General features: G+C 63.4%; 19 protein-coding genes and 1 pseudogene. 8 read left to right on the top strand and 12 right to left on the bottom strand.

The features are described 5' to 3' along the window. Positions 1-5: 5 nt before the first annotated feature. Positions 6-1,250: a threonine ammonia-lyase gene (locus IVB29_RS08675; protein WP_247502989.1), complete on the top strand. Its 1,245-nt coding sequence runs from the start codon at positions 6-8 to the stop codon at positions 1,248-1,250. A 13-nt stretch (positions 1,251-1,263) separates the two neighbouring features. Here the strand turns inward: IVB29_RS08675 and IVB29_RS08670 are convergent, their stop codons facing one another. The 5 genes from IVB29_RS08670 to IVB29_RS08650 form a co-directional block, all read right to left on the bottom strand. Then, positions 1,264-2,442, bottom strand: a complete 1,179-nt coding sequence (locus IVB29_RS08670; protein ID WP_247502988.1) for an aminotransferase class V-fold PLP-dependent enzyme — start codon at positions 2,440-2,442, stop codon at positions 1,264-1,266. A gap of 76 nt (positions 2,443-2,518) precedes the next feature. Continuing rightward, positions 2,519-3,091: a CAP domain-containing protein gene (locus IVB29_RS08665; protein WP_247503514.1), complete on the bottom strand. Its 573-nt coding sequence runs from the start codon at positions 3,089-3,091 to the stop codon at positions 2,519-2,521. Between the two features lie 75 nt (positions 3,092-3,166). Further along, on the bottom strand, positions 3,167-4,261 hold the full coding sequence (locus IVB29_RS08660; RefSeq protein ID WP_247502987.1) for a serine/threonine protein kinase: 1,095 nt from the start codon (positions 4,259-4,261) through the stop codon (positions 3,167-3,169). Further along, positions 4,261-5,688: a methylenetetrahydrofolate--tRNA-(uracil(54)-C(5))-methyltransferase (FADH(2)-oxidizing) TrmFO gene (trmFO, locus tag IVB29_RS08655; protein ID WP_247502986.1), complete on the bottom strand. Its 1,428-nt coding sequence runs from the start codon at positions 5,686-5,688 to the stop codon at positions 4,261-4,263. Before trmFO ends, IVB29_RS08660 begins: the two co-directional genes overlap by 1 nt. Before the next feature lie 126 nt (positions 5,689-5,814). Next, positions 5,815-5,967, bottom strand: coding sequence for a DUF1127 domain-containing protein (locus IVB29_RS08650; protein WP_092028666.1), 153 nt, complete (start codon positions 5,965-5,967; stop codon positions 5,815-5,817). Between the two features lie 642 nt (positions 5,968-6,609). Between IVB29_RS08650 and IVB29_RS08645 the strand changes: the two genes are divergently transcribed. Continuing rightward, entirely contained in the window at positions 6,610-7,017 is a 408-nt protein-coding gene (locus tag IVB29_RS08645; protein WP_247502985.1) for a hypothetical protein, read from the top strand. A gap of 98 nt (positions 7,018-7,115) precedes the next feature. On the opposite strand, the gene IVB29_RS08640 is transcribed toward IVB29_RS08645, so the two are convergent. Together IVB29_RS08640 and IVB29_RS08635 are read right to left on the bottom strand one after the other, a co-directional pair. Next, positions 7,116-7,940 (bottom strand): lytic murein transglycosylase, encoded by an 825-nt coding sequence (locus tag IVB29_RS08640; RefSeq protein WP_247502984.1) that lies wholly within the window; start codon positions 7,938-7,940, stop codon positions 7,116-7,118. Positions 7,941-8,074: 134 nt separating this feature from the next. Continuing rightward, the gene (locus IVB29_RS08635) at positions 8,075-8,983 is read right to left on the bottom strand and encodes a DUF2189 domain-containing protein (RefSeq protein ID WP_247502983.1); all 909 of its coding nucleotides are present in this window, start codon (positions 8,981-8,983) and stop codon (positions 8,075-8,077) included. A gap of 335 nt (positions 8,984-9,318) precedes the next feature. Between IVB29_RS08635 and IVB29_RS08630 the strand changes: the two genes are divergently transcribed. Beyond that, complete coding sequence (locus IVB29_RS08630) at positions 9,319-9,717, top strand: DUF3597 domain-containing protein (protein ID WP_247502982.1); 399 nt, start codon at positions 9,319-9,321, stop codon at positions 9,715-9,717. 52 nt (positions 9,718-9,769) lie between these two features. Here the strand turns inward: IVB29_RS08630 and IVB29_RS08625 are convergent, their stop codons facing one another. Then, entirely contained in the window at positions 9,770-10,045 is a 276-nt protein-coding gene (locus tag IVB29_RS08625; RefSeq protein ID WP_092028662.1) for a GNAT family N-acetyltransferase, read from the bottom strand. Between the two features lie 104 nt (positions 10,046-10,149). Here IVB29_RS08625 and IVB29_RS08620 point away from each other — a divergent pair, with 104 nt between their 5' ends. Further along, entirely contained in the window at positions 10,150-11,079 is a 930-nt protein-coding gene (locus IVB29_RS08620; RefSeq protein WP_247502981.1) for a tetratricopeptide repeat protein, read from the top strand. Positions 11,080-11,152: 73 nt separating this feature from the next. Here IVB29_RS08620 and IVB29_RS08615 read toward each other — a convergent pair whose 3' ends face one another. From IVB29_RS08615 to IVB29_RS08605, 3 genes are all read right to left on the bottom strand, one after another. Next, positions 11,153-11,428 (bottom strand): GNAT family N-acetyltransferase, encoded by a 276-nt coding sequence (locus IVB29_RS08615; protein ID WP_247502980.1) that lies wholly within the window; start codon positions 11,426-11,428, stop codon positions 11,153-11,155. Between the two features lie 11 nt (positions 11,429-11,439). Further along, a complete protein-coding gene (locus IVB29_RS08610; RefSeq protein ID WP_247502979.1) occupies positions 11,440-11,955 on the bottom strand; it encodes a DUF3828 domain-containing protein in 516 nt (171 codons plus the stop codon). A 92-nt stretch (positions 11,956-12,047) separates the two neighbouring features. Continuing rightward, positions 12,048-12,407 (bottom strand): hypothetical protein, encoded by a 360-nt coding sequence (locus IVB29_RS08605; RefSeq protein ID WP_346731277.1) that lies wholly within the window; start codon positions 12,405-12,407, stop codon positions 12,048-12,050. 94 nt (positions 12,408-12,501) lie between these two features. Here IVB29_RS08605 and IVB29_RS08600 point away from each other — a divergent pair, with 94 nt between their 5' ends. From IVB29_RS08600 to IVB29_RS08590, 3 genes are all read left to right on the top strand, one after another. Beyond that, positions 12,502-12,699, top strand: coding sequence for a hypothetical protein (locus tag IVB29_RS08600; protein ID WP_247502977.1), 198 nt, complete (start codon positions 12,502-12,504; stop codon positions 12,697-12,699). A 165-nt stretch (positions 12,700-12,864) separates the two neighbouring features. Beyond that, positions 12,865-14,472, top strand: coding sequence for an acyl-CoA synthetase (locus IVB29_RS08595; protein WP_247502976.1), 1,608 nt, complete (start codon positions 12,865-12,867; stop codon positions 14,470-14,472). A 9-nt stretch (positions 14,473-14,481) separates the two neighbouring features. After that, positions 14,482-15,342, top strand: coding sequence for a DUF296 domain-containing protein (locus IVB29_RS08590; RefSeq protein WP_247502975.1), 861 nt, complete (start codon positions 14,482-14,484; stop codon positions 15,340-15,342). 16 nt (positions 15,343-15,358) lie between these two features. On the opposite strand, the gene IVB29_RS08585 is transcribed toward IVB29_RS08590, so the two are convergent. After that, entirely contained in the window at positions 15,359-17,431 is a 2,073-nt protein-coding gene (locus IVB29_RS08585) for a DUF1217 domain-containing protein (protein ID WP_247502974.1), read from the bottom strand. 273 nt (positions 17,432-17,704) lie between these two features. Between IVB29_RS08585 and IVB29_RS08580 the strand changes: the two are divergent. Continuing rightward, positions 17,705-18,471, top strand: a pseudogene (locus IVB29_RS08580) (AAA family ATPase). The last annotated feature ends 309 nt before the right edge of the window (positions 18,472-18,780 follow it).

Genomic DNA, 18,780 nt, shown 5'->3' with positions numbered 1-18,780 from the left:
GTCCCATGGCTGAGTTGTCCCAAACCATATCGTCCGATCTCAGCGGCCTTCCGGTCGCACCTCGCGACATTCATGCCGCCGCTGACACCATTCGCGGCGCCGTCGTCGAGACGCCCTGTGGCTATAGCCGCACGCTGAGCAACATCTGCGGCTGCGATGTCTGGCTCAAATTCGAGAACCTCCAGTTCACCTCCTCGTTCAAGGAGCGCGGCGCGCTCAACCGGCTTACGGCCCTGACGCCGGAGGAGCGCGGCCGGGGCGTGATCGCGATGTCCGCGGGTAACCACGCGCAGGGCGTTGCCTATCACGCCAGGCGGCTCGGCATTCCCGCCACCATCGTGATGCCGGTCGGTACGCCCATGGTGAAGGTCGAGAACACCAGGCATCACGGCGCCGAGGTGGTCGTAACAGGCGCGACGCTTGAGGAATCCGCCGCCTATGCGCGCGGCCACGGCGAATCCCGTGGTATGATCTTCGTCCACCCCTACGACGATCCGCTGGTCATCGCGGGGCAGGGCACCGTCGGGCTCGAGATGATGAAGGCCGTGCCGGAGCTCGATACGCTGGTCGTTCCGATCGGCGGCGGCGGGCTCATCAGCGGCATCGGGATCGCGGCGAAATCAATCAAGCCGTCATTGCGAATTCTCGGTGTCGAGGCCTGGCTCTATCCCTCGATGTACAACGCCATCCATGACGGCAATCTGCCGGCGCGCGGCGATACGCTGGCCGAAGGCATCGCGGTGAAATCGCCGGGCAAGATCACCACCGAAATCGTCCGCCGCCTCGTCGACGACATTGCGCTGGTCAACGAAGCCGAGCTCGAACGCGCGCTTGCGACCCTGATCTCGATCGAGAAGACCGTCGTCGAGGGCGCCGGTGCCGCCGGCCTCGCCGCGCTGATGTCCGATCCCTCCCGCTTCGCCGGCCAGAAGGTCGGGCTGGTGCTGAGCGGCGGCAACATCGACACGCGGCTGATTGCCTCGGTGCTCACGCGAGAGCTGGCGCGGGAGGGACGGCTGACGCAGCTGTCGCTCGATATTCCTGATCGGCCCGGGCAGCTCGCCGCAGTGGCGGCGCTCTTGGCCGAGGCCGGCGCCAACATCATCGAGGTTTCGCATCAGCGGACCTTCTCCGACCTCCCGGCCAAGGCGACGCTGCTTCAGCTCGTCATCGAGACCCGCGACAGTGCTCATCTCGACGAGGTCATGGCCAAGCTCAGTGCATCCGGATTGAGTGCGCGCTGCACCTGAGTGGTGCGCGCCGCTATTGCGGCGCCAAGCCCGCGAGATGGGCGATCAGCCGATCGATCTCGGCTTCCATATTGTAGTAATGCGGGGATGCCCGCACGACCGGCGGCAGCGCGCGGATCTCGGCGTCGATGCGGGTGCTCGACGGATCCGATGCGCCGATCGTGATGCTTGCCGCGGCGGCGCTGCGAACGATGGCATCCGCCTCATACCCCTCCATCGTGAAGCTGACGATGGAGCCTGGCGTGCGGCCAAGGTCGCGAAGAGTGACGCCGCGAATGGAAGCGAGGCCGCTGCGAAGCCGGTCCGCAAGCATGCGGCAGCGCTGCTCGATCGGGCCGAGGCCGATGTCGAGCGCGTATTCGACAGCTGCGCCCAGCCCCAAGCGGGCTGCGTAATTGTTCTCCCAGGTCTCGAAACGGCGCGCGTCGTCCCGGAGCCGATATTCGTCCCGCGAGACCCAGGGCGCAGCGAAGTGGTCGATCATCGGCGGTTCGAGCTGCTGTAATAGCGCCCGGCGGACGTAGAGAAAGCCGGTGCCGCGCGGGCCGCGCAGGAATTTGCGCCCCGTCGCCGACAGCATGTCGCAGCCGATGGCTTCGACGTCGACCTCCATCTGGCCCACCGCTTGGCAGGCGTCGAGCAGATAGGGAATGTTGTGCGCCCGCGCGATCTTGCCGACCGCCGCCGCGGGATTGACCAGCCCGCCATTGGTTGGAACCCAGGTGATGGCGATCAGTTTGACGCGCTCGTCGATCATGCGCTCGAGCGCTTCGATATCGAGCTCGCCGCTGGCGTCGCTCGGCACCACGTCAATGACCGCACCCGTGCGCTTGGCGACCTGAAGAAACGCAACATAGTTGGCGGCGTATTCAGCCTCGGCCGTCAGGATCCGGTCGCCGTTGCGAAACGGAAGCGCGTAGAACGCCATCTGCCAGGCAACCGTCGCATTCTCCATGAGGGCGATCTCGTCAGGCGCTGCATTCACCAGCCTAGCCACAGAGCCGTAGACCGCCTCGAGTCGATCGGCTTGGCGGTCGGCGGCGGCATAGCCACCGATCTCGCTCTCCAGATCGATGTGCTGCTTCATTGCCGCGACAACGGCCGTCGGCATGAGGGCCGCGCCCGCGTTATGGAGATACGCAAGCCGAGCGACGGCCGGCGTGTCGGCACGGATTCGGTCGATGTCGATCAACAACGCCTCCATCTATCGCGATCTCTGCGCATGAATTAGACGCGTTGAGGCATGCGAACAAGATGTCGGCCAGCAATCAGATGCAGAGACCGAGCAGCTTGACGTGGCAGTTGGTCGATTTGGGCTTGCTTGCCGGCGCGGCCTCGCGCTTCACGGCAACTAGCGGCTCCTTGTCCTTGTTCCTCTTGCCTTTGGGCTCGTAATCGCCGGCAATCACCATGGCCCAATAGGTGCGCTTGCCGCTGGCATTTTTGGCGCTCGCGATGCCGACGCGGGAGGCGTTGTGCAGCAGCAGGTTCTTGCGGTGGCCGGAGGAGTCGATCCACTGACCCAGCGTCTTCTCGAAATTGTCGTAGCCGTAGGCGATGTTCTCCGCTGCGCGCCCGGCACCGGCCGGTGCGACGCGCCGGTTGAACGGGCCGAGGGCGTCGTGGCTGAGGTCGTCCTTCCCCGCCATCGCCTTCGCCTGGTCCATGGCGATGCGGTCGAGGGTTGAATCGCGGACGACCCGGACTTCACCGTGCTTGAGGCGGAAGCTGGAGATTTGCTCGGCCGGGGATTCAGCCCTGGCGGGCGTAGCGGCCAGCAGCAGAAGGCCGGCGATCAGGCCGCCAGCCACACCATGCATCATCGTCCCCCGAGTGCCCATCATCCCGCCAAGCCTGCCTTTGCGCCACCGCTTCTCTATCGTCAATGTGGACGCTTCAAGGCGCGGGGCCTCGTGCTAGCTGGTCGGCAGGTCGGCCTCGAAATTGAAGCGGTCGCGCAGGTTCTTGCGCTGCTCCAGGATGTCCTTGAGGAAGGCGCGGTCCTGGTCGCTCTTCATCATCGGCTCGATCAGGTCGAGCTGGTTCATGGCGACCAACTGGAGGATCTCGGTGCGCGGCTTGCCGCTGGTGTCACGCGGCAGCGCGTGCACGACCTGGATGTGTTCCGGCGGCTTCGGGCCCTTTGCGGCGGTGAGCTCGTTGCGGAGCTGGCCTTCGAGCGTGGCCTGATCCGCCTCGACGAAGGCGTAGAGCCCGACGCCGGAGCGCCGATCGGCAAACGCGACGATGGCGGTATCGCGCACGGCCGGGTTCTTGCGGATCAGTTCCGCCAGCACCGGCGCATCATTGACGAGCCGGCGGCCGCCGCCTTCGCGGTCGGTGAAGTTGAACAGGCCGCGCGTGATCGCGCGATAGACCTTCTTGCCGGTCGCAAGCCACAGGCTCGCGGCGAAGGACTTTTTGGCCAGGATTTTTCGCTCGCGCGGTGTCAGCGCCTCCGGCGCGTAGGAGCGCTTGTGCTTCAGCAGATGCCGGAGGTCTTCATAGGCGAGGGTACGATAGAGCCGGCCGCGGCGGTTGAAGCAGGCCGCGAGCTGGAAGTCGGTCACATAGGCCAGGCCGTCGCGGCCGACCAGCCAGTTCTGTTCCTTGGCGAGATCGTTGTGGCAGATGCCGGCGCGGCGCAGCCGGCGCAGCGCCGCCTTGGCCGAGCGGAAATAGGCGAGGTCGCCATGCGGCTTTGCCAGATGCAGTGCGACGCCGTCGACGAAGCCGCGCACGAGCGCCCGGCGGCCGGCCCACAGCAGCTCGGGGCCGACGTTCAGGCCCTTGGCGAGCACCAGCGCGTGCTTCTCGCGCGCGAACAGATGGCGCGCGAGCAGGAACGACCACCACGGCACCTCATCGAGTCGGCGCAGCACCGCGTCGACCTCGCCGCCATCGCTGCGGAAGCGGCCACGCTCGACGGTCGAGAACACGTCGCGCTTGAGCAGCACGCCCTCGGTCCAGCGCGCCGAGAGCAGCGCGGCGTCGTCTTTGGGAAGGTTCATCACGCGGCGGCAGCAATGCGCAAATGATCGGCGATCCAGCGATCGAGATCGGCGAGCGCCAGCGCGCTCATCGCCTGCTTCTTGGCCACCGTCTTCTCGTTGCCGCGCAGGCGCGTACCGTCCGGCTTCTTGGTCGGGGCGCTTGCGAGCGGCGGGAACAGGCCGAAATTGATGTTCATCGGCTGGAACGAGCGCGTGCCCGGCTCGATGGTCTCGATATGGCCGCCGGTGATATGGCCGAGCAGCGACCCGAGCGCTGTCGTACCCGGAGGACTCGCCAGCGTTTCGCCGCGCGCGTCGGCTGCGGCATAGAGACCGGCGATCAGACCAACGCTGGCTGACTCCACATAGCCCTCGCAGCCCGTCATCTGGCCGGCAAAGCGCAGCCGTGGCTGCGCGCGCAGGCGCAGCTGGCTATCGAGCAGCTTTGGCGAGTTGAGGAAGGTGTTGCGATGCAGGCCGCCGAGGCGGGCGAATTCGGCGTTCTGCAAGCCCGGAATGGTGCGGAAGATGCGCTGCTGCTCGCCGTACTTCAGCTTCGTCTGGAAACCGACGATGTTGTAGAGTGTGCCGAGCTTGTTGTCCTGACGCAGCTGCACGATTGCGTAGGCTTTCGTCGTGGGATCGTGCGGATTGGTGAGGCCGACCGGCTTCATCGGGCCGTGGCGCAGCGTCTCGGGGCCACGCTCCGCCATCACCTCGATCGGCAGGCAGCCGTCGAAATAGGGCGTGTTGGCCTCCCACTCCTTGAACTCGGTCTTCTCGCCTGACATCAGCGCCGCGACGAAGCCGTCATACTGCTCCTTGGTCATGGGGCAGTTGATGTAGTCGGCGCCGGTGCCGCCGGGGCCGACCTTGTCGTAGCGCGACTGGAACCAGGCCAGCGACATGTCGATGGATTCGCGATGCACGATCGGCGCGATCGCGTCGAAGAAGGCGAGCGCGTTCTCGTCGGTCAGCTCGCGGATGGCGTCGGCCAAGGCTGCGGAGGTGAGGGGGCCGGTGGCAACAATGACATTGCCCCAGTCGGCCGGCGGCAGGCCTGCGACCTCGCCGCGGGCGATCTCGATCAGGGGATGGTCATTTAGCGCCTTGGTGACGGCCGCCGAGAAGCCGTCACGGTCGACCGCGAGCGCGCCGCCGGCGGGCACCTGGTTGGCATCGGCTGCGCGCATGATCAGCGAGTCGAGCCGGCGCATCTCCGCATGAAGCAGGCCGACGGCATTGTTGGCGGCGTCGTCAGAGCGGAACGAATTGGAGCAGACGAGCTCGGCGAGCCCATCGGTGCGGTGCGCCTCGGTCATGCGGTCCGGCCGCATCTCGTGCAGCACCACGGGCACGCCTGATTTGGCGACCTGCCAGGCGGCTTCGGAGCCGGCAAGGCCTGCGCCGATCACGTGCACAATATTCGATTGGGGTCCTGTCATGGGGCGGACAGGTAGCGCTTTTCGGCGGCCAGTGAAATCGCCGAAATCGAGTTTTCTGCCGCTGAAAACGACAGCGCCCGCACGAGGCGGGCGTTATCGGTTCGACCGGCTAAGGGCTGAACGATATCAGCCCTGATACTGACCGGCGGCAACGCGCGGGATGTCCGAGCGATCGAGGCCGATGTCGGCCAGTTCGCGATCGCTGAGCTGGGACAGCTCGGCAACATTGCGCTGATAGTCGCGGAAAGCCTGAACCATGCGGATAAGCGAGAGCAGCATTTGTAGTCTCCTGTAGTTCGATTCAACCCTTGCCCGGGCCTCATCGTTGAAATGAATATAGATGAGAGTGGTGCAGTGCGAAAGTTCCGATGTTGCGATGCAGCTAGGCGGTGAGCGCATGGCATCGGTAAGGACCGATTAACCTCTTGGCAGTCCTGCCCAACGGCTGGGCGGAAGCCCCTGCATATTACAATAAAGGTCCGTGAAATCACGGGTTTATACCAATTCATACTGCTCCAACGATCGCGCAAATAAGTTACGTTCTCGTGATCCGCAAAGCGATGCGGCAGCTTGTAAGCCCAAGTCTCGCATGCGCGAATCGCATGAAGCGCCAATCATAAGAGTGAATATATATTCAATCATAAGATCGGTTCCGACTCGCGAGGGAAAAGGAGCCAACCGCGATTCGCCGGCCGGCGCTGACGGATCCATCGTAACGACGGCGGCGAAGCCGGATATTTTGGTCTACCCACGAGGCGCATGTGCGCCGTCGCGCGGCCGCCGGCCATACGTGGATCGACGAGGCCCGATGCGCGCATGGTCTCGCCCGAGATCGACCGGCTTGAATCGTTGGTGCGACGCACACACGCCGAGCGTGTAGTGGTCTGATTACAAAGCTGTAATGGAAATCAGAAATTTCGCATGCGGCTCTGCGCCGTGCGCAACATCACGCAATTCTCGCGGGGAATTTATTGCGGCAAGTTGCCGCATCGGCAGCAAAGTCATGTCGCAGATTCCGGCAATGTCGCTGGTCCTGTCCAAGAACAAGAGAAGGAAAGTAACATCATGACGAAGTTACTCGGGGTTATCGCAATTGCCGCCGTCGCATTCGCCGTCGCGCCGGCCCAGGCCGCCAAGCACGCCATGGGCGGTTGCAGCGGGGCCAATCTGGAGAAGACGGAGACCGCGATCGAGGCCATGGCCGATGGCGACGGCAAGTGGGTCGCCGAGAAGGAAATCACGGCTGCGCAGGACTCGCTGCTCAACGGCAAAATGGGTGCGTGCGGCATGCACCTGAACAAAGCGATGCAGGCCACAATGGCCAAGTAAACAGGTAGGCAAACGCAATCCAAGAGAGGGCCGGTCGCCGTGCGATCGGCCCTACGCGTTTTGCCGAACGCTATTTTACGCGTTTTGCCGAACGCTATTTAAGGGGCGCGCGCAAGCTGGGTTGCGAAATAGGCGATGGTCTTGGAGTAGACCTCGCTCTTGTTCCACTGCTGGATCACCGCAAAATTCGGAGCGCCGGGCTGCCAGTCCTTGCCCTTCTGCCAGCCATAACCGGCGAGATAATTGGCGGTGGAGGCGAGCACGTCGGGCGCGTTGTGCAGGAGATCGCGCTTGCCGTTGCCGTCGAAATCGACCGCGTACTTCATCCATGACGAGGGCATGAACTGGGTCTGGCCGAGCTCGCCGGCCCAGGCGCCCTTCATGTCGCCGGGCGTGAGATCGCCGCGCTGGACGATACGCAACGCATCCATCAGCTCGCCGCGAAACTGCTCGGAGCGGCGGCAGTCATAGGCCAGCGTCGCCAGCGAGCGGATGGTGGCGAACTTGCCGGTATTGACGCCGAAATCGGTCTCGAGGCCCCAGATCGCGACCAGCACTTCGCCGGGCACGCCATAGGTCTGCTCGATGCGCGACAGTACCGAGCCGTATTGCTTCATCATGTTGGAGCCGCGCGTCATCCGCGGCGGCACCATGCGGCCGGAAAACTCCTCAAAAGTCTGGGTGAAGACCTTTTGCGACTTGTCACGGTTGAGCACACTCTGGTCGAGCGTCACGCCGGCGAGCCCAGATGCAATGGCCTGCTGCGAGACGCCCTTGGCGGCGGCGTCGGTTTTGAAGTCCGCAAGCCAGGCGTCGAAATTGCCCGAGCCGCAGGCAACAGCGGCGAGCGCCGGCTGGGCGGACAGTATGGACGCGGCGAGGGTGAGGGCTGCGAAAGCGAGACGAGAAATCGTCGGGGTCATTAGATGAAATTGATTCCGTGAAGTGATCGGGCCGGCGGGTGCAATCTCGATTGTAACCGCGGCCAAAGCAAGGCGTATGACAGTGCGACCCCGCCCGAGGCCGAGCCCGGGCAGGGTCGCATGTCACGAGTTCGTCAGGCGTCCGTCCTGTTACGCCAGGGGAACAGGTTGGCGGGGAAGTCGGCGGCCGGCTTGCGCGGACGATGCGGCGGGGGCGGCACCGGACGTGCACCGGGATCGGAGACGATCACCTTGCGGTAGAGATGCCAGGTGGCGTGGCCGAGCAGGGGGATGACGACGGCGAGGCCGAGGAAGGCCGGGATGGTGCCCAGCGCCAGCAACACCGCCACGATCAGGCCCCAGGCCGCCATCGGCACCGGGTTCTTGGCGACGACGCGCAGCGACGTCACCATCGCCTCGAACGCGCCGGCATGGCGGTCCAGCATCAACGGGAACGACACGGCGCTGATACAGAGCGCGGCAAGCGCGAACAGGAAGCCCGTGCCGCAGCCGACCACGATCAGCCACCAGCCTTGCCGGGTTGTCAGCACGCGTGTCATGAAATCCGAAATCCCGGACGCGCCCTCATAGCCGAACGCCGCGACATAGATTGTCTGCGCGGTCGCGACCCAGGTCACGAACAGGGCGAGCAGCAGCGTGCCGAGGCCGAGCATCGCGCCGAACGACGGCGAGCGCAGCACCTCCATGGCATCCCAGGCGCTGGCCTCTTCATAACGTTCGCGCCGGCTGGAGAGCTCGTAGAGACCGAGTGCTGCGAACGGGCCGATCAGGGCGAAGCCGGCGGCCAGCGGAAACAGCAACGGCAGCACCGAATAGCCCATCGCTACGCGCGCGATCACGAGGCCCAGCACGGGATAGATCACGCAGAGGATAATGGCGTGGCTCGGAACCGCCTTGAAATCCTCCCAGCCGCGCTTGAGCGCGTCGTGCAGGTCGGACAGTTGGATGGTTCGGATCACAGGTCCAGCCGCATCAGTGGGCTGGCCTACAGTAGGGACATTGCCCTGGTAGAGTGTAGCCATAGTCGCTAGCTCCCTTGCCGGGCGGCCGAATCCGGCGCCAGCAAACGGCGCAAGCGGCCGCTCTTCTCTGAGTTTCGCGATTCCAACCAGACGCGAATTCCGGACGGGCTCGCGAGTTGAACGCAGAGGCTACTCCCAATTCCGAGTCCTGTCCCTCACGCTTGGGTGAAATTCGATGTCGCGGTGCAACCTCGAATATGTCATCCGGCCGTCATTTCGCCGCAGATAAGCTGATGCTGGTTGCGGGTCCGCAGAACTCCGCGGGCGCAATGCAGTAACTTCGTCTATAAGAGCCACTCAAGGCCCTTCCAACGGATCCTTTTCGGGGAGCATACATGAGCATTTTCGGGAAAATCATGGGCGCGATCTTCGGCAGCAGTCCTGCTTCCGCCGCGCCCGCAGGCAGCGCACCGTCGCCCAGCGCGGCGCCGAGCGGATCGGCGCCGTCGTCGGCCCCCGGCGCGGCGCCCGCCGCGACCGTGGACGTCGCGGCCATCGTCGACAAGCTGGTGGCTGCCCAGAAGGAGAAGCTGGAGTGGCGCACCTCGATCGTCGACCTCATGAAGGCGCTCGACATCGACTCCAGCCTTGCCGTGCGCAAGGACCTCGCCAAGGAGCTCGGCTACAGCGGCGACATGAACGACTCGGCCAGCATGAACGTCTGGCTGCACAAGCAGGTGATGTCCAAGCTCGCCGCCAACGGCGGCAAGCTGCCGCCGGAAATCAAGCACTGATTGACCTCTTGGTCGTTGCCAAGGGCCCGCGCTTGCGCGGGCCCTTTTGCGTTCAGGCGACGAGGTCCGCGTCCTCCGGATGCTTGTCGAGATAGTCGACCACGAAACCGCAACCGGCGATCACCTTGTTGCCGTCGCGGCGGATCAAGTCCAGCGCACCCTTGACCAGCTCGGAGGCGATGCCACGGCCGCGCAGCGCGCGCGGCGTCTCGGTATGGGTGATGATCACGGCCGACGGCGTTAGCCGGTAATTGGCGAAGGCAAGCTCGCTGCCGACATCGAGCTCGAAGCGGCTTCTGTCCTTGTTGTCGCGTACCGATGCCGCCATGCAAGATCCTTCCGAAGCGCTGCGTGTTCCCTGATCTAGGGGGCTGAACCCGCCCTTGCCAAGGTGCGACCAAGGGAGGTTGCCGCAGGGGAGATATCCGGAAAATGCGTGTCCCGCTCAGCCTCATGGCGCTGCTCGCCGCGCTTGCCTGGACGAGCCCGGCTGCGGCCGATGGCCGTCCGGCCTGGGAGGCCTGCGTGCGGCTGACCAGCACGCCAGACGAGCGCATCAAGGCCTGCTCGACCGTGGTCGAGACCAAGAGCGAGACGGGCCGCAGGCTCGCCAGCGCCTATTGCAACCGCGGATATGGCCTCACCGAGAAGCGCGAACTCGACGCCGCGCTGTCCGATCTCGACGAGGCTGTCAGGCTCGATCCGGCCTATGCCTGCGCCTACAACAACCGCGGTCGCGTCTACAGCTTCAAGCGCGACTATGATCGCGCCATTGCCGACTACGACCAGGCCATCAAGCTCGATCCGTTGCTGGCGCTGGCCTACAACAATCGCGGCGAGTCCCGCTTCAACAAGGCCGACCTCGATGGCGCCTTTGCCGACTTCGACGCCGCGATCACGCGCGATCCCAACTATGCCATGGCCTACGCCAATCGCGGCCTGATGTATTACCGCAGGCACGACATGGCGCATGCGCTCGCCGACTACAGCACGCGGATCAAGCTTGCGCCGGATCTGATTGGCTATATCGATCGCGGCAACGTCTATCGCGACAGCGAGCAGCTCGACCGCGCCGCCGCCGATTATGGCGAGGCGATCCGCATCGCGCCGACCGACGCGCGCGGCTGGCGTAACCGCGGCATGATCCGGCTGTTCCAAGGCGATACCAAGGGCGGCCTGTCCGACTACGACAAGGCAATCCAATACGATCCCTCCGACGTGTACTCGTGGAATAACCGTGGGCAGGCCCGCTTGAGGCTCGGCGACAAGCAGGGCGCGATCGTCGATTTCAGGAAGGCGCTGGAGTTGAAGCCGGGCCTGCCGACGGCTCAGGAACAGCTGCGGAAGCTGGGCGCGCTGTAGCCACTCGTCATTGCGAGCGCATCAGCGCAAAATTGCTCCGCAGTTTTGTCGCGAGCTCCTCGCAATGACGGTGTTAGGTCTTCACCAGATCCTGATACTCCGCGTGCTTCTCGATCCACGCCTTCACGAACGGGCACTCCGGGATCAGCTTCAATCCGGCGGCGCGGACCTGGTCAAGTGCCCCTTGCACCAGTCTTGAGCCGACGCCCTTGCCACCGAGCTCCTTCGGCACGTCGGTGTGCTCGAACGTGATGACATTGCCGTCCAGCTTGTAGTGTTCGGTTGCAAGATAGCCCTCGACCTCCAGTTCGAAGCGGTGATGGGCCCTGTTGTCGATGACGTCGCTCATGTTGTCTCCGGTCAGCTCTTCAGCGAGTCCGTCAGCATCTTGCGGATCGACCAGGCTTCGCCGTCGGAGGAGCCCTTGATGTCGTCGATCCGCCAGCTACCCGCCTCGCGCACGAAGTCGTAACGCACGATCTGATCAGCGGGTTTGCGGTCGTTGCGATGGCCGGTGATGGTCACCGCGATCGTCGCCTTGTCGGCCTCCATCTTCTCCGCGTCAACCTTGAACGATTTGACGTCCGGTTCCTGCGAATTGGTGACGGGGTCGAAATCGACCGGCCCGACGTCGCCCTTCGGTGTATGCGCATCGGCCTTGGCCCACAGCGCGACCAGCGCCTTCGAGAGATATTGTGCCTTGGCCGCTTTGTTCGCGATGACGAAGGCGCCGCCGCCATCACCCTTGCCCTTGGCCGCGCGGGTGTAGATCGCGGTCAGGATGGTGACGGGATCGCTCGCGGCAGGCATCACGGCGAATGCCGGGGAAGCGGTGGCAAGCAGAGACGCCGCGACGAAGGTACGACGGTTGAGCATGAGATGTCCCTGAGATGATGGCGCGCGACGGCAGGCAGGAGCAGCCCGCTGTCAGCGTGTATCTCTGTAGACCGAGGGAGCGGCCTTTCGGTTCAATCGCTCGCTTTGGCGAGCCTTGAATCTTCAGGCTGTGGTTGCGGGCGCAGGCAGCCCTGGCAGATGACGAGGGAGCGATTGACCCTGGCGTCGTGCTCGGCCTCGATGCCGTCCTGGGCCTGCCACGATTCCTTCGAATAGGGCTGGAGTCCTGCTTGCGATCTGTTGCGCTCGGATGTGGCGGCAGCGCGCGTTGCACGCGGTGTGTCGCCCGGCCGATTGGGATCCTTGCCGGCGCCATCCCAGGCGTAGCGCGCCGGCTTGAAGGCGGGATCGGAGGCGAAATGGGCTTGCGGGGCCACGGCACATCCGCCGAGCGCCAGCGACAACAGGAGGAAGGCGGGCGCTTTGACCATCATGCGGCACTCTGTACGCGAGAACTGATGGAGGTTGCGCCGATCATGTTTAAGATTCCCTGAACGCTACGGGCAGCGCCCGCGACAAACGCGCATGCGCTATCTGATGCTCCTGCTCATTCTGTTCGCCTCCGCCGCGCGGGCCGAAGAAGCGAAGCCGTTTAGTATCTCGGATTATCCACCGGCGTGCCTGCCGGATTCGGTTTTTGGCCTTGATTGCTTCTGGTGCATGGACGAGGCGCCGCAGGAGCTGTGGCCGCTTCTCGAAGATCTTCCACCTGCCGTTAGCTGAGAACGGGAACTGGCGGGGACGAGCGTCTGGTACCCGGCGGGCAGGGCCCATGCCGGCGATGGGAGGGGCTGTGCCGGCTGGCCTTGCGGTGGCCGATTGGAATGGCGATAAACAGGGCTCGAAGAGCGGCCCGCTTGCGTAGGCCGCACCCGAAAAGGAAGCCCCATGCAGCCCCTGCGCATGTCCCGCCGCGTCATGAATCTCGCCTACATGCTGACCCAGAATGCGCGGCGGCATGGGTCGCGTCCCGGGTTCGTCTGGGGAGACAAGTCCTGGACCTGGCGCGAGATCGATACGCAGGTTTCGGCATTGGCCGCAGCGCTCGCCGCACGCGGCATCGCGAAGGGTGACCGCATCCTCGTCCATTCCAAGAATGGCGACGAGATGTTCTTCTCGATGTTTGCCGCGTTCCGGCTCGGCGCGGTCTGGGTGCCCACCAATTTCCGCCTGATGCCCGACGAGGTCACCTATCTCGCAGAGGCTTCCGGCGCCAAGGCGTTTCTGTGCCATGTCGATTTTCCCGAGCATGCCGCGGCGGTGGCCGGCGGCGCGCTGGAATTCACCTGGAGCATCGATGGCAGGACCGCATTCGGCGAGCGCTCGGTGGCTGATGCCATCGCCTCGCAGGCCGGCGCAAGCGTTGCGAATATTGACGTCGAGCACGACGATCCCTGCTGGTTCTTCTTCACCTCCGGCACCACCGGCCGTTCCAAGGCCGCGGTGCTGACTCATGGCCAGATGGGCTTTGTCGTCACCAATCATCTCGCCGATCTGACGCCTGGAGCGACCGAGAACGATGCCTCGCTGGTGGTGGCGCCGTTGTCGCATGGCGCCGGCGTGCATCAATTGGTGCAGACCGCGCGCGGCGTCTGCACCGTGCTGCTGCCGACGGAAAAATTCGACATCGACGAAGCGTTCCGCCTGATCGCGGCGCATCGGGTCAGCAATCTCTTCACGGTGCCGACGATTTTGAAGATGATGGTCGAGCATCCCGCCGTCGACAAATACGATCATTCCTCGCTGCGTCACGTCATTTATGCGGGCGCACCGATGTATCGCGAGGATCAGAAGACCGCGCTGAAGAAGCTCGGCAAGGTCATCGTGCAGTATTTTGGATTGGGCGAGGTCACCGGCAACATCACCGTGCTGCCGGCAGCGCTGCACGATCCCGAGGATGGCCCGCATGCGAAGATCGGCACCTGCGGCTTTGAGCGCACCGGGATGCAGGTCTCGATCCAGGACGACGGGGGCCGCGAGCTTGGGGCGAACCAGAGCGGCGAGATCTGCGTGATCGGGCCGGCCGTGCTCGCCGGCTACTACGACAACCCCGAGGCCAATGCCAAGGCGTTCCGCAACGGCTGGTTCCGCACCGGCGATCTCGGCCATATGGACGAGGAGGGCTTTGTCTACATCACGGGACGCGCCTCCGACATGTACATCTCCGGCGGTTCCAACATCTATCCGCGCGAGATCGAGGAGAAGATCTTGACCCATCCCGCGGTCGGCGAGGTCGCGGTGCTCGGCGTGCCCGATGCGACCTGGGGCGAGGTCGGAATCGCCGTCTGCGTCGCGCGCGACGGAGAGAAAGCTGTGAGTGAAGCGGAGATGGCGGCGTTCCTCCTGCCTAAGGTCCCGCGCTACAAGATGCCAAAACGGTTCTTCTTCTGGGATGCGTTGCCGAAATCCGGCTATGGCAAGGTGCCGAAGCGCATGGTGCGCGATGAGCTCGAGGCGCGCGGCCTGCTCGATCTCGACAAGACGAAGACGGGCTGAGTTCAGGGCATGCGGAATATCAAGCAGCCGGGCGCGCCGGTCACAGAGCGTATTCAATGGGTGGAGGCGAGGGGACGCGCCTTCACATTCAGGCTTGAAGCAGGTTTGCCGCTGCTCGAAGCCGTACGCCGCGGTTTTGCCGCGGAAGGTTTTGCGAGTGGCGTGCTGAGTTTCGGCCACGGTGCACTTGGGCCGTTCGCCTATGTGATGCCGGCGCTGTCGAAGACGGACGAGAACGCCGCGTTCTACAGCGACACGTATCGGCCCGAGGGCGCCACGCGCACCAGGCTCGGCAGCATGACGCTCGGCATGCGCGACGGCGCGCCGTTCTTTCATTGCCATGGGCTTTGGACCGAGGCGGACGGCAAGACGAGCGGCGGCCACATGCTGCCGGATGAGACCGTTGTCGCCGAGCCTTTTGCTGTGGAGGCTTTCGGGACCGATGGTGCAATGTTCTCGGCTGATCCTGATCCCGAGACCAATTTCAAGCTGTTCGGGCCGGTGACTGCCGCGAACAACGGAACGCGCACGACGAGCCGGGCCATCGCGCTGCGGCTGCGGCCCAATCAGGATTTTGCCGGCTGCCTCGAACAGTTCTGCCGTGGGCACGGCATCACGCGCGCGAAGATTCACGGCGGCGTCGGCTCGACCATCGGCGCGCGCTTCACCCATGGCGGTGTGACCGAGCCGTTCGCGACAGAGCTCGCGATAACAGCCGGCACGATCGCGCCCGGCTCGTCCGGCGCGCCGGAAGCCGCGCTCGACGTTGCCCTGATCGACTACACCGGCGGCATTGCGGAGGGCCGTCTGATCCGTGGCGACAATCCCGTGCTGATGACCATGGAGCTGGTGCTCGAGGTGTTGGGCTAGTCTCGGCGAGCGATCATCAGCGAGTACCCAGCTTTGCGATGGCCAGGTACATCGAGTCACTTATCCCCGAGCTTGATCCCTGAAAGAGGTTGAGCAAGGGAGATTGTCCCTGATCCGTGGTCTGGCTGTTTCTGATGTCATACATGGCGGAGAAACGGTTCAACAGCTTTTCGACCTTCGCGGGATCGGACAGGTCCTTGATCTTCATGAATCTGTCCACAAACTTGGCCTGCTGATCGATCGGCATCGCAGCCATCGAATCCGGCAGATCGAAAGTGGTCCTGAACACCTCCGAAAGAGCCTTGTCAGCAAGGATGTCGTATGCGGACGTGATGTCGCCTGCCTTCCGCTGGAAATAGAGTGCAAGGCGCACGCCGGGATTCGTATCCCCCTGCTGCTGCTCCAGCCTTTGCTCGAGATAGTTCGATTGTGTTTCCTGGAATTGATCTCGCTTCTGCGGACCCATCATCGGAAGACGCGCGACGTTGCCCTTGCTGTCGAAATTGAACGACGCGACGATCTCGGCATAGCGAGGATCGCTCTGCGTGTTTACGAAGCTCTTCTTGTCGTTCAGGTCGGAAGCGAAGGCCTTCTTGAGGAAATCGGTGCTGACCTTCCTGGGGTCCAAACCCTTGGCCAGGAGAATCAAATCGACCATCGACCTGTTTGCGAGAAGATCGGAAACGCTGTCGATGCCCGCGATCGCCTGCTGATAGGCCGTCGCATCCTGCGTGGCTTGTGCCTGGACTGCCTTCTGCTGCTGAGGGGTCGCCGTGCTTGCGCTCTTCACCGCTTGAATGACGTAGGCCTTCGCAATCTGGAGGACTTCAGCAGAGTCCTGCGCCACCAGGGGCGTGGTCAGATTACCCTTTGCATCGAAGTTGAAGGCGTGGGCGAGCTGAACGTATCGATTGTCCTTGAGGGTATACACGTAGCTTTTGGGATCGCTGAGGTCGCTTTCGAGGACTTTCTTGATGATGTCCGGCGAGACCTTGTCGGGATCGAGGCCGACGGCGCCCAGCGCAAAATCATACACGCCCGGTGTCGACACGAACGCCTGGACCGAATTGATCTTGAGGAGGTCCGCCCTGAATTGCTTGATCGCTACGGCTTCGAAGATCGGGCTTGCTGCCTGGTAGACCTCGGCCTTGCTGTTGTCGAACCGATTTTTCGTCAGCGTGACGTTTGCTGCAGTCTGAGCGGAAACGCCTGGGGGGAGCGACCCGTCGGGCGAAAACTCGAACGCGCCGGCCAGGTCTACAAACGAGCCAATCGCCGCAATCTGGTCGTTGAGGCTGGCGATGCTCTTCGTATAGGACTCCAGGTGATATTTTTCGACCAGGATCTGGACGTTCAACTGGGCCACGTCAGCGCCCGGCTGCGAGAGCTGGGCCGTGTAGTTGGCAATATTCGAATTGGCGGTGCTGACGTCTGATTGGGCTTGAGCGACTTGGGCGTTGAGGCCAGGCAGCTGAGAAGCGAAGGTGGTGTTGACGTAGCTGTTCGGATCGGTGGGATCGCTGCGCAGGACCTGGCTGATCGTAGCAGCCGGCCACTTACTTTGATCGATCTCGTATGCCGAATAGACGTAGTTGCGAAGACGGTCGTCGTTCAGGAGTTGGTCTGCGCTGCTGATATTGCCGATTGCGGCGCTGTAGTAATTGGAGTCGCTGACTGCTGCATCGACCTGGCTCTTTTTGGTCGCCGTGTACAGACCGATCATCTCATCGGTTTGGGTCTCCGATTGCGCAACCGGCGTTGCACTGCCTTTGAAGGAAAATGCCGCGGCAAACTCCCGGTAACGCGGGTCGACCAACTTGTTGACGAAGCTTTTTGGGTCGGAGAGATCGCTCTCCAGCACTTTTTTCATGAAAGCCTTGGCGTATGCCATGTCCTCCAGGCCATATGCCTTCGTTGCATAGTGATACAGTCGATAATCCTTCATGAAATCGTCGACGGTCTTCACCTTGCCGATGTTGGCCTTGTAATAGGCGGCCTCTCGCGCCACGTCCGGTTGCTGTTCAACGTTCGTCAGGGACTGCTTGATATTGCGCGTAATGTAGTTGTAACTGAAATACGTCGTCACCATCGCGCATTCCTCGCGGCTTTACGGTCCCGGACGTCCGTCAATCATTGCCGGGTCGCGAGGTGGGGGCTGGCCTCATGCCAGCAGACGGTCTTTTAGCCAGGTTTCCTGGGGCGATTCTGGCCCACAATCTTCGATTTTAGTGTTCGTCCAAGCGACGCATTTTGAGTCTGTTTCTATTTGTTTCCGTCTGTGTCTCAGATGCAGCTTTCGCGAAGATTGTGTTCCTGATATGTTCCGCTCAAACGGTCGGTCGGAATAGGTTGGAAGCCGGGCATGAGCCGAAGAAGCGGTCGAACGATCAACCTGCCGGCGCCCTACCTGAAGCGAGTCTGGCTCGACCCGTCGCAAGTTCGCGATCGCGAGGGTATCCGTTTTGCCTGCCGATCTTTCCGGATGATTTCGAGCTCAACTTCGAGGCCGCCATCACGATCATCGTCGGAGAGAATGGCACCGGGAAGTCGACGATCCTCGAGGGCATCGCAGCGCTCGCCGGCTATGACGACGCCGGTGGCGGCAAGGGGTACATGCCGGTCGATCATTCCGAGGCGCATGAGAAGATGGGCGGCCAACTTTCCAGGGCCTTGCGCGCGAGCTGGCTGCCGAAGATCACCAATGGCTGGTTCTTTCGTGCCGAGAGCTTTTTCTCGGTCGCGCGATATCTCGACAAGGCCGCGCGTGATGTCGGCCGGGCCGGCCCCGATTTCCTGTCGCATTCCCATGGTGAGGGTTTCCTGCGCTTCTTCGAGGAGCGCTGCCAGCGCCAGGGCATCTTCATCTTCGACGAGCCTGAATCAGCGCTGTCGCCGGCGCGCCAGATCGAATTTCTGAAGCTGCTGCGACGCATGGACGGCTCCCGCATCTGCCAGGTCATCATGGCAACCCATTCGCCGATGCTGATGGCCTATCCCAACGCACAGCTGCTTCGACTGGGCAAATATGGCCTCGAGCCGACGACGGTGGAGGAGACGGATCATTACCGGCTGATGCGGGAATTTTGCGACGATCCGCGTGGGTTTGTGGAGACGACGCTGGGGGAATAGGCGAGGGACGCGACTGACGTTCACACTCGTGTCCCGGACAAGCTGCAACGCGTGAGCGTTGCGGCGCAGAGCCGGGACCCAGAAGCCCTGCATTTTGCCGCTGGATGGGCCCCGGCTCTGCGGCGCACCGCCGAAGGGGCGCTGCGCCGCGTCCGGGGCACGAGAGCCCGCATTCATCTCGCATTGCTGCCCACATCATACGCGCGGTTTCGCATTCTCGCGGCCTATGCGGCCCGAGCTTTGCTGTCATCACCGCCCCCGAAAGTGCCGAGGGCGCAGGGAAGACCGGGTGCCGGCTGGCACCCGCGG

Source organism: Bradyrhizobium sp. 1 (assembly GCF_023073315.1).
GTDB lineage: Bacteria > Pseudomonadota > Alphaproteobacteria > Rhizobiales > Xanthobacteraceae > Bradyrhizobium.
Note: the sequence above shows the minus strand (reverse complement) of the source record. Positions and strands in the feature narration are given on the sequence as shown.

Excerpts from the sequence above, each read along its gene's own strand:
- IVB29_RS08675 (WP_247502989.1), top strand. The coding sequence starts at position 6 with ATGGCTGAGTTGTCCCAAACCATATCGTCCGATCTCAGCGGCCTTCCG.
- IVB29_RS08615 (WP_247502980.1), bottom strand. The coding sequence starts at position 11,428 with ATGAGCGACGTCATCGACAACAGGGCCCATCACCGCTTCGAACTGGAG.
- IVB29_RS08605 (WP_346731277.1), bottom strand. The coding sequence starts at position 12,407 with ATGGTCAAAGCGCCCGCCTTCCTCCTGTTGTCGCTGGCGCTCGGCGGA.
- IVB29_RS08630 (WP_247502982.1), top strand. The coding sequence starts at position 9,319 with ATGAGCATTTTCGGGAAAATCATGGGCGCGATCTTCGGCAGCAGTCCT.
- IVB29_RS08585 (WP_247502974.1), bottom strand. The coding sequence starts at position 17,431 with ATGGTGACGACGTATTTCAGTTACAACTACATTACGCGCAATATCAAG.
- IVB29_RS08660 (WP_247502987.1), bottom strand. The coding sequence starts at position 4,261 with ATGAACCTTCCCAAAGACGACGCCGCGCTGCTCTCGGCGCGCTGGACC.
- IVB29_RS08620 (WP_247502981.1), top strand. The coding sequence starts at position 10,150 with ATGCGTGTCCCGCTCAGCCTCATGGCGCTGCTCGCCGCGCTTGCCTGG.
- IVB29_RS08645 (WP_247502985.1), top strand. The coding sequence starts at position 6,610 with ATGCGGCTCTGCGCCGTGCGCAACATCACGCAATTCTCGCGGGGAATT.
- IVB29_RS08590 (WP_247502975.1), top strand. The coding sequence starts at position 14,482 with ATGCGGAATATCAAGCAGCCGGGCGCGCCGGTCACAGAGCGTATTCAA.
- IVB29_RS08640 (WP_247502984.1), bottom strand. The coding sequence starts at position 7,940 with ATGACCCCGACGATTTCTCGTCTCGCTTTCGCAGCCCTCACCCTCGCC.
- IVB29_RS08625 (WP_092028662.1), bottom strand. The coding sequence starts at position 10,045 with ATGGCGGCATCGGTACGCGACAACAAGGACAGAAGCCGCTTCGAGCTC.
- IVB29_RS08650 (WP_092028666.1), bottom strand. The coding sequence starts at position 5,967 with ATGCTGCTCTCGCTTATCCGCATGGTTCAGGCTTTCCGCGACTATCAG.
- IVB29_RS08610 (WP_247502979.1), bottom strand. The coding sequence starts at position 11,955 with ATGCTCAACCGTCGTACCTTCGTCGCGGCGTCTCTGCTTGCCACCGCT.
- IVB29_RS08595 (WP_247502976.1), top strand. The coding sequence starts at position 12,865 with ATGCAGCCCCTGCGCATGTCCCGCCGCGTCATGAATCTCGCCTACATG.
- trmFO (WP_247502986.1), bottom strand. The coding sequence starts at position 5,688 with ATGACAGGACCCCAATCGAATATTGTGCACGTGATCGGCGCAGGCCTT.
- IVB29_RS08600 (WP_247502977.1), top strand. The coding sequence starts at position 12,502 with ATGCGCTATCTGATGCTCCTGCTCATTCTGTTCGCCTCCGCCGCGCGG.
- IVB29_RS08635 (WP_247502983.1), bottom strand. The coding sequence starts at position 8,983 with ATGGCTACACTCTACCAGGGCAATGTCCCTACTGTAGGCCAGCCCACT.
- IVB29_RS08665 (WP_247503514.1), bottom strand. The coding sequence starts at position 3,091 with ATGGGCACTCGGGGGACGATGATGCATGGTGTGGCTGGCGGCCTGATC.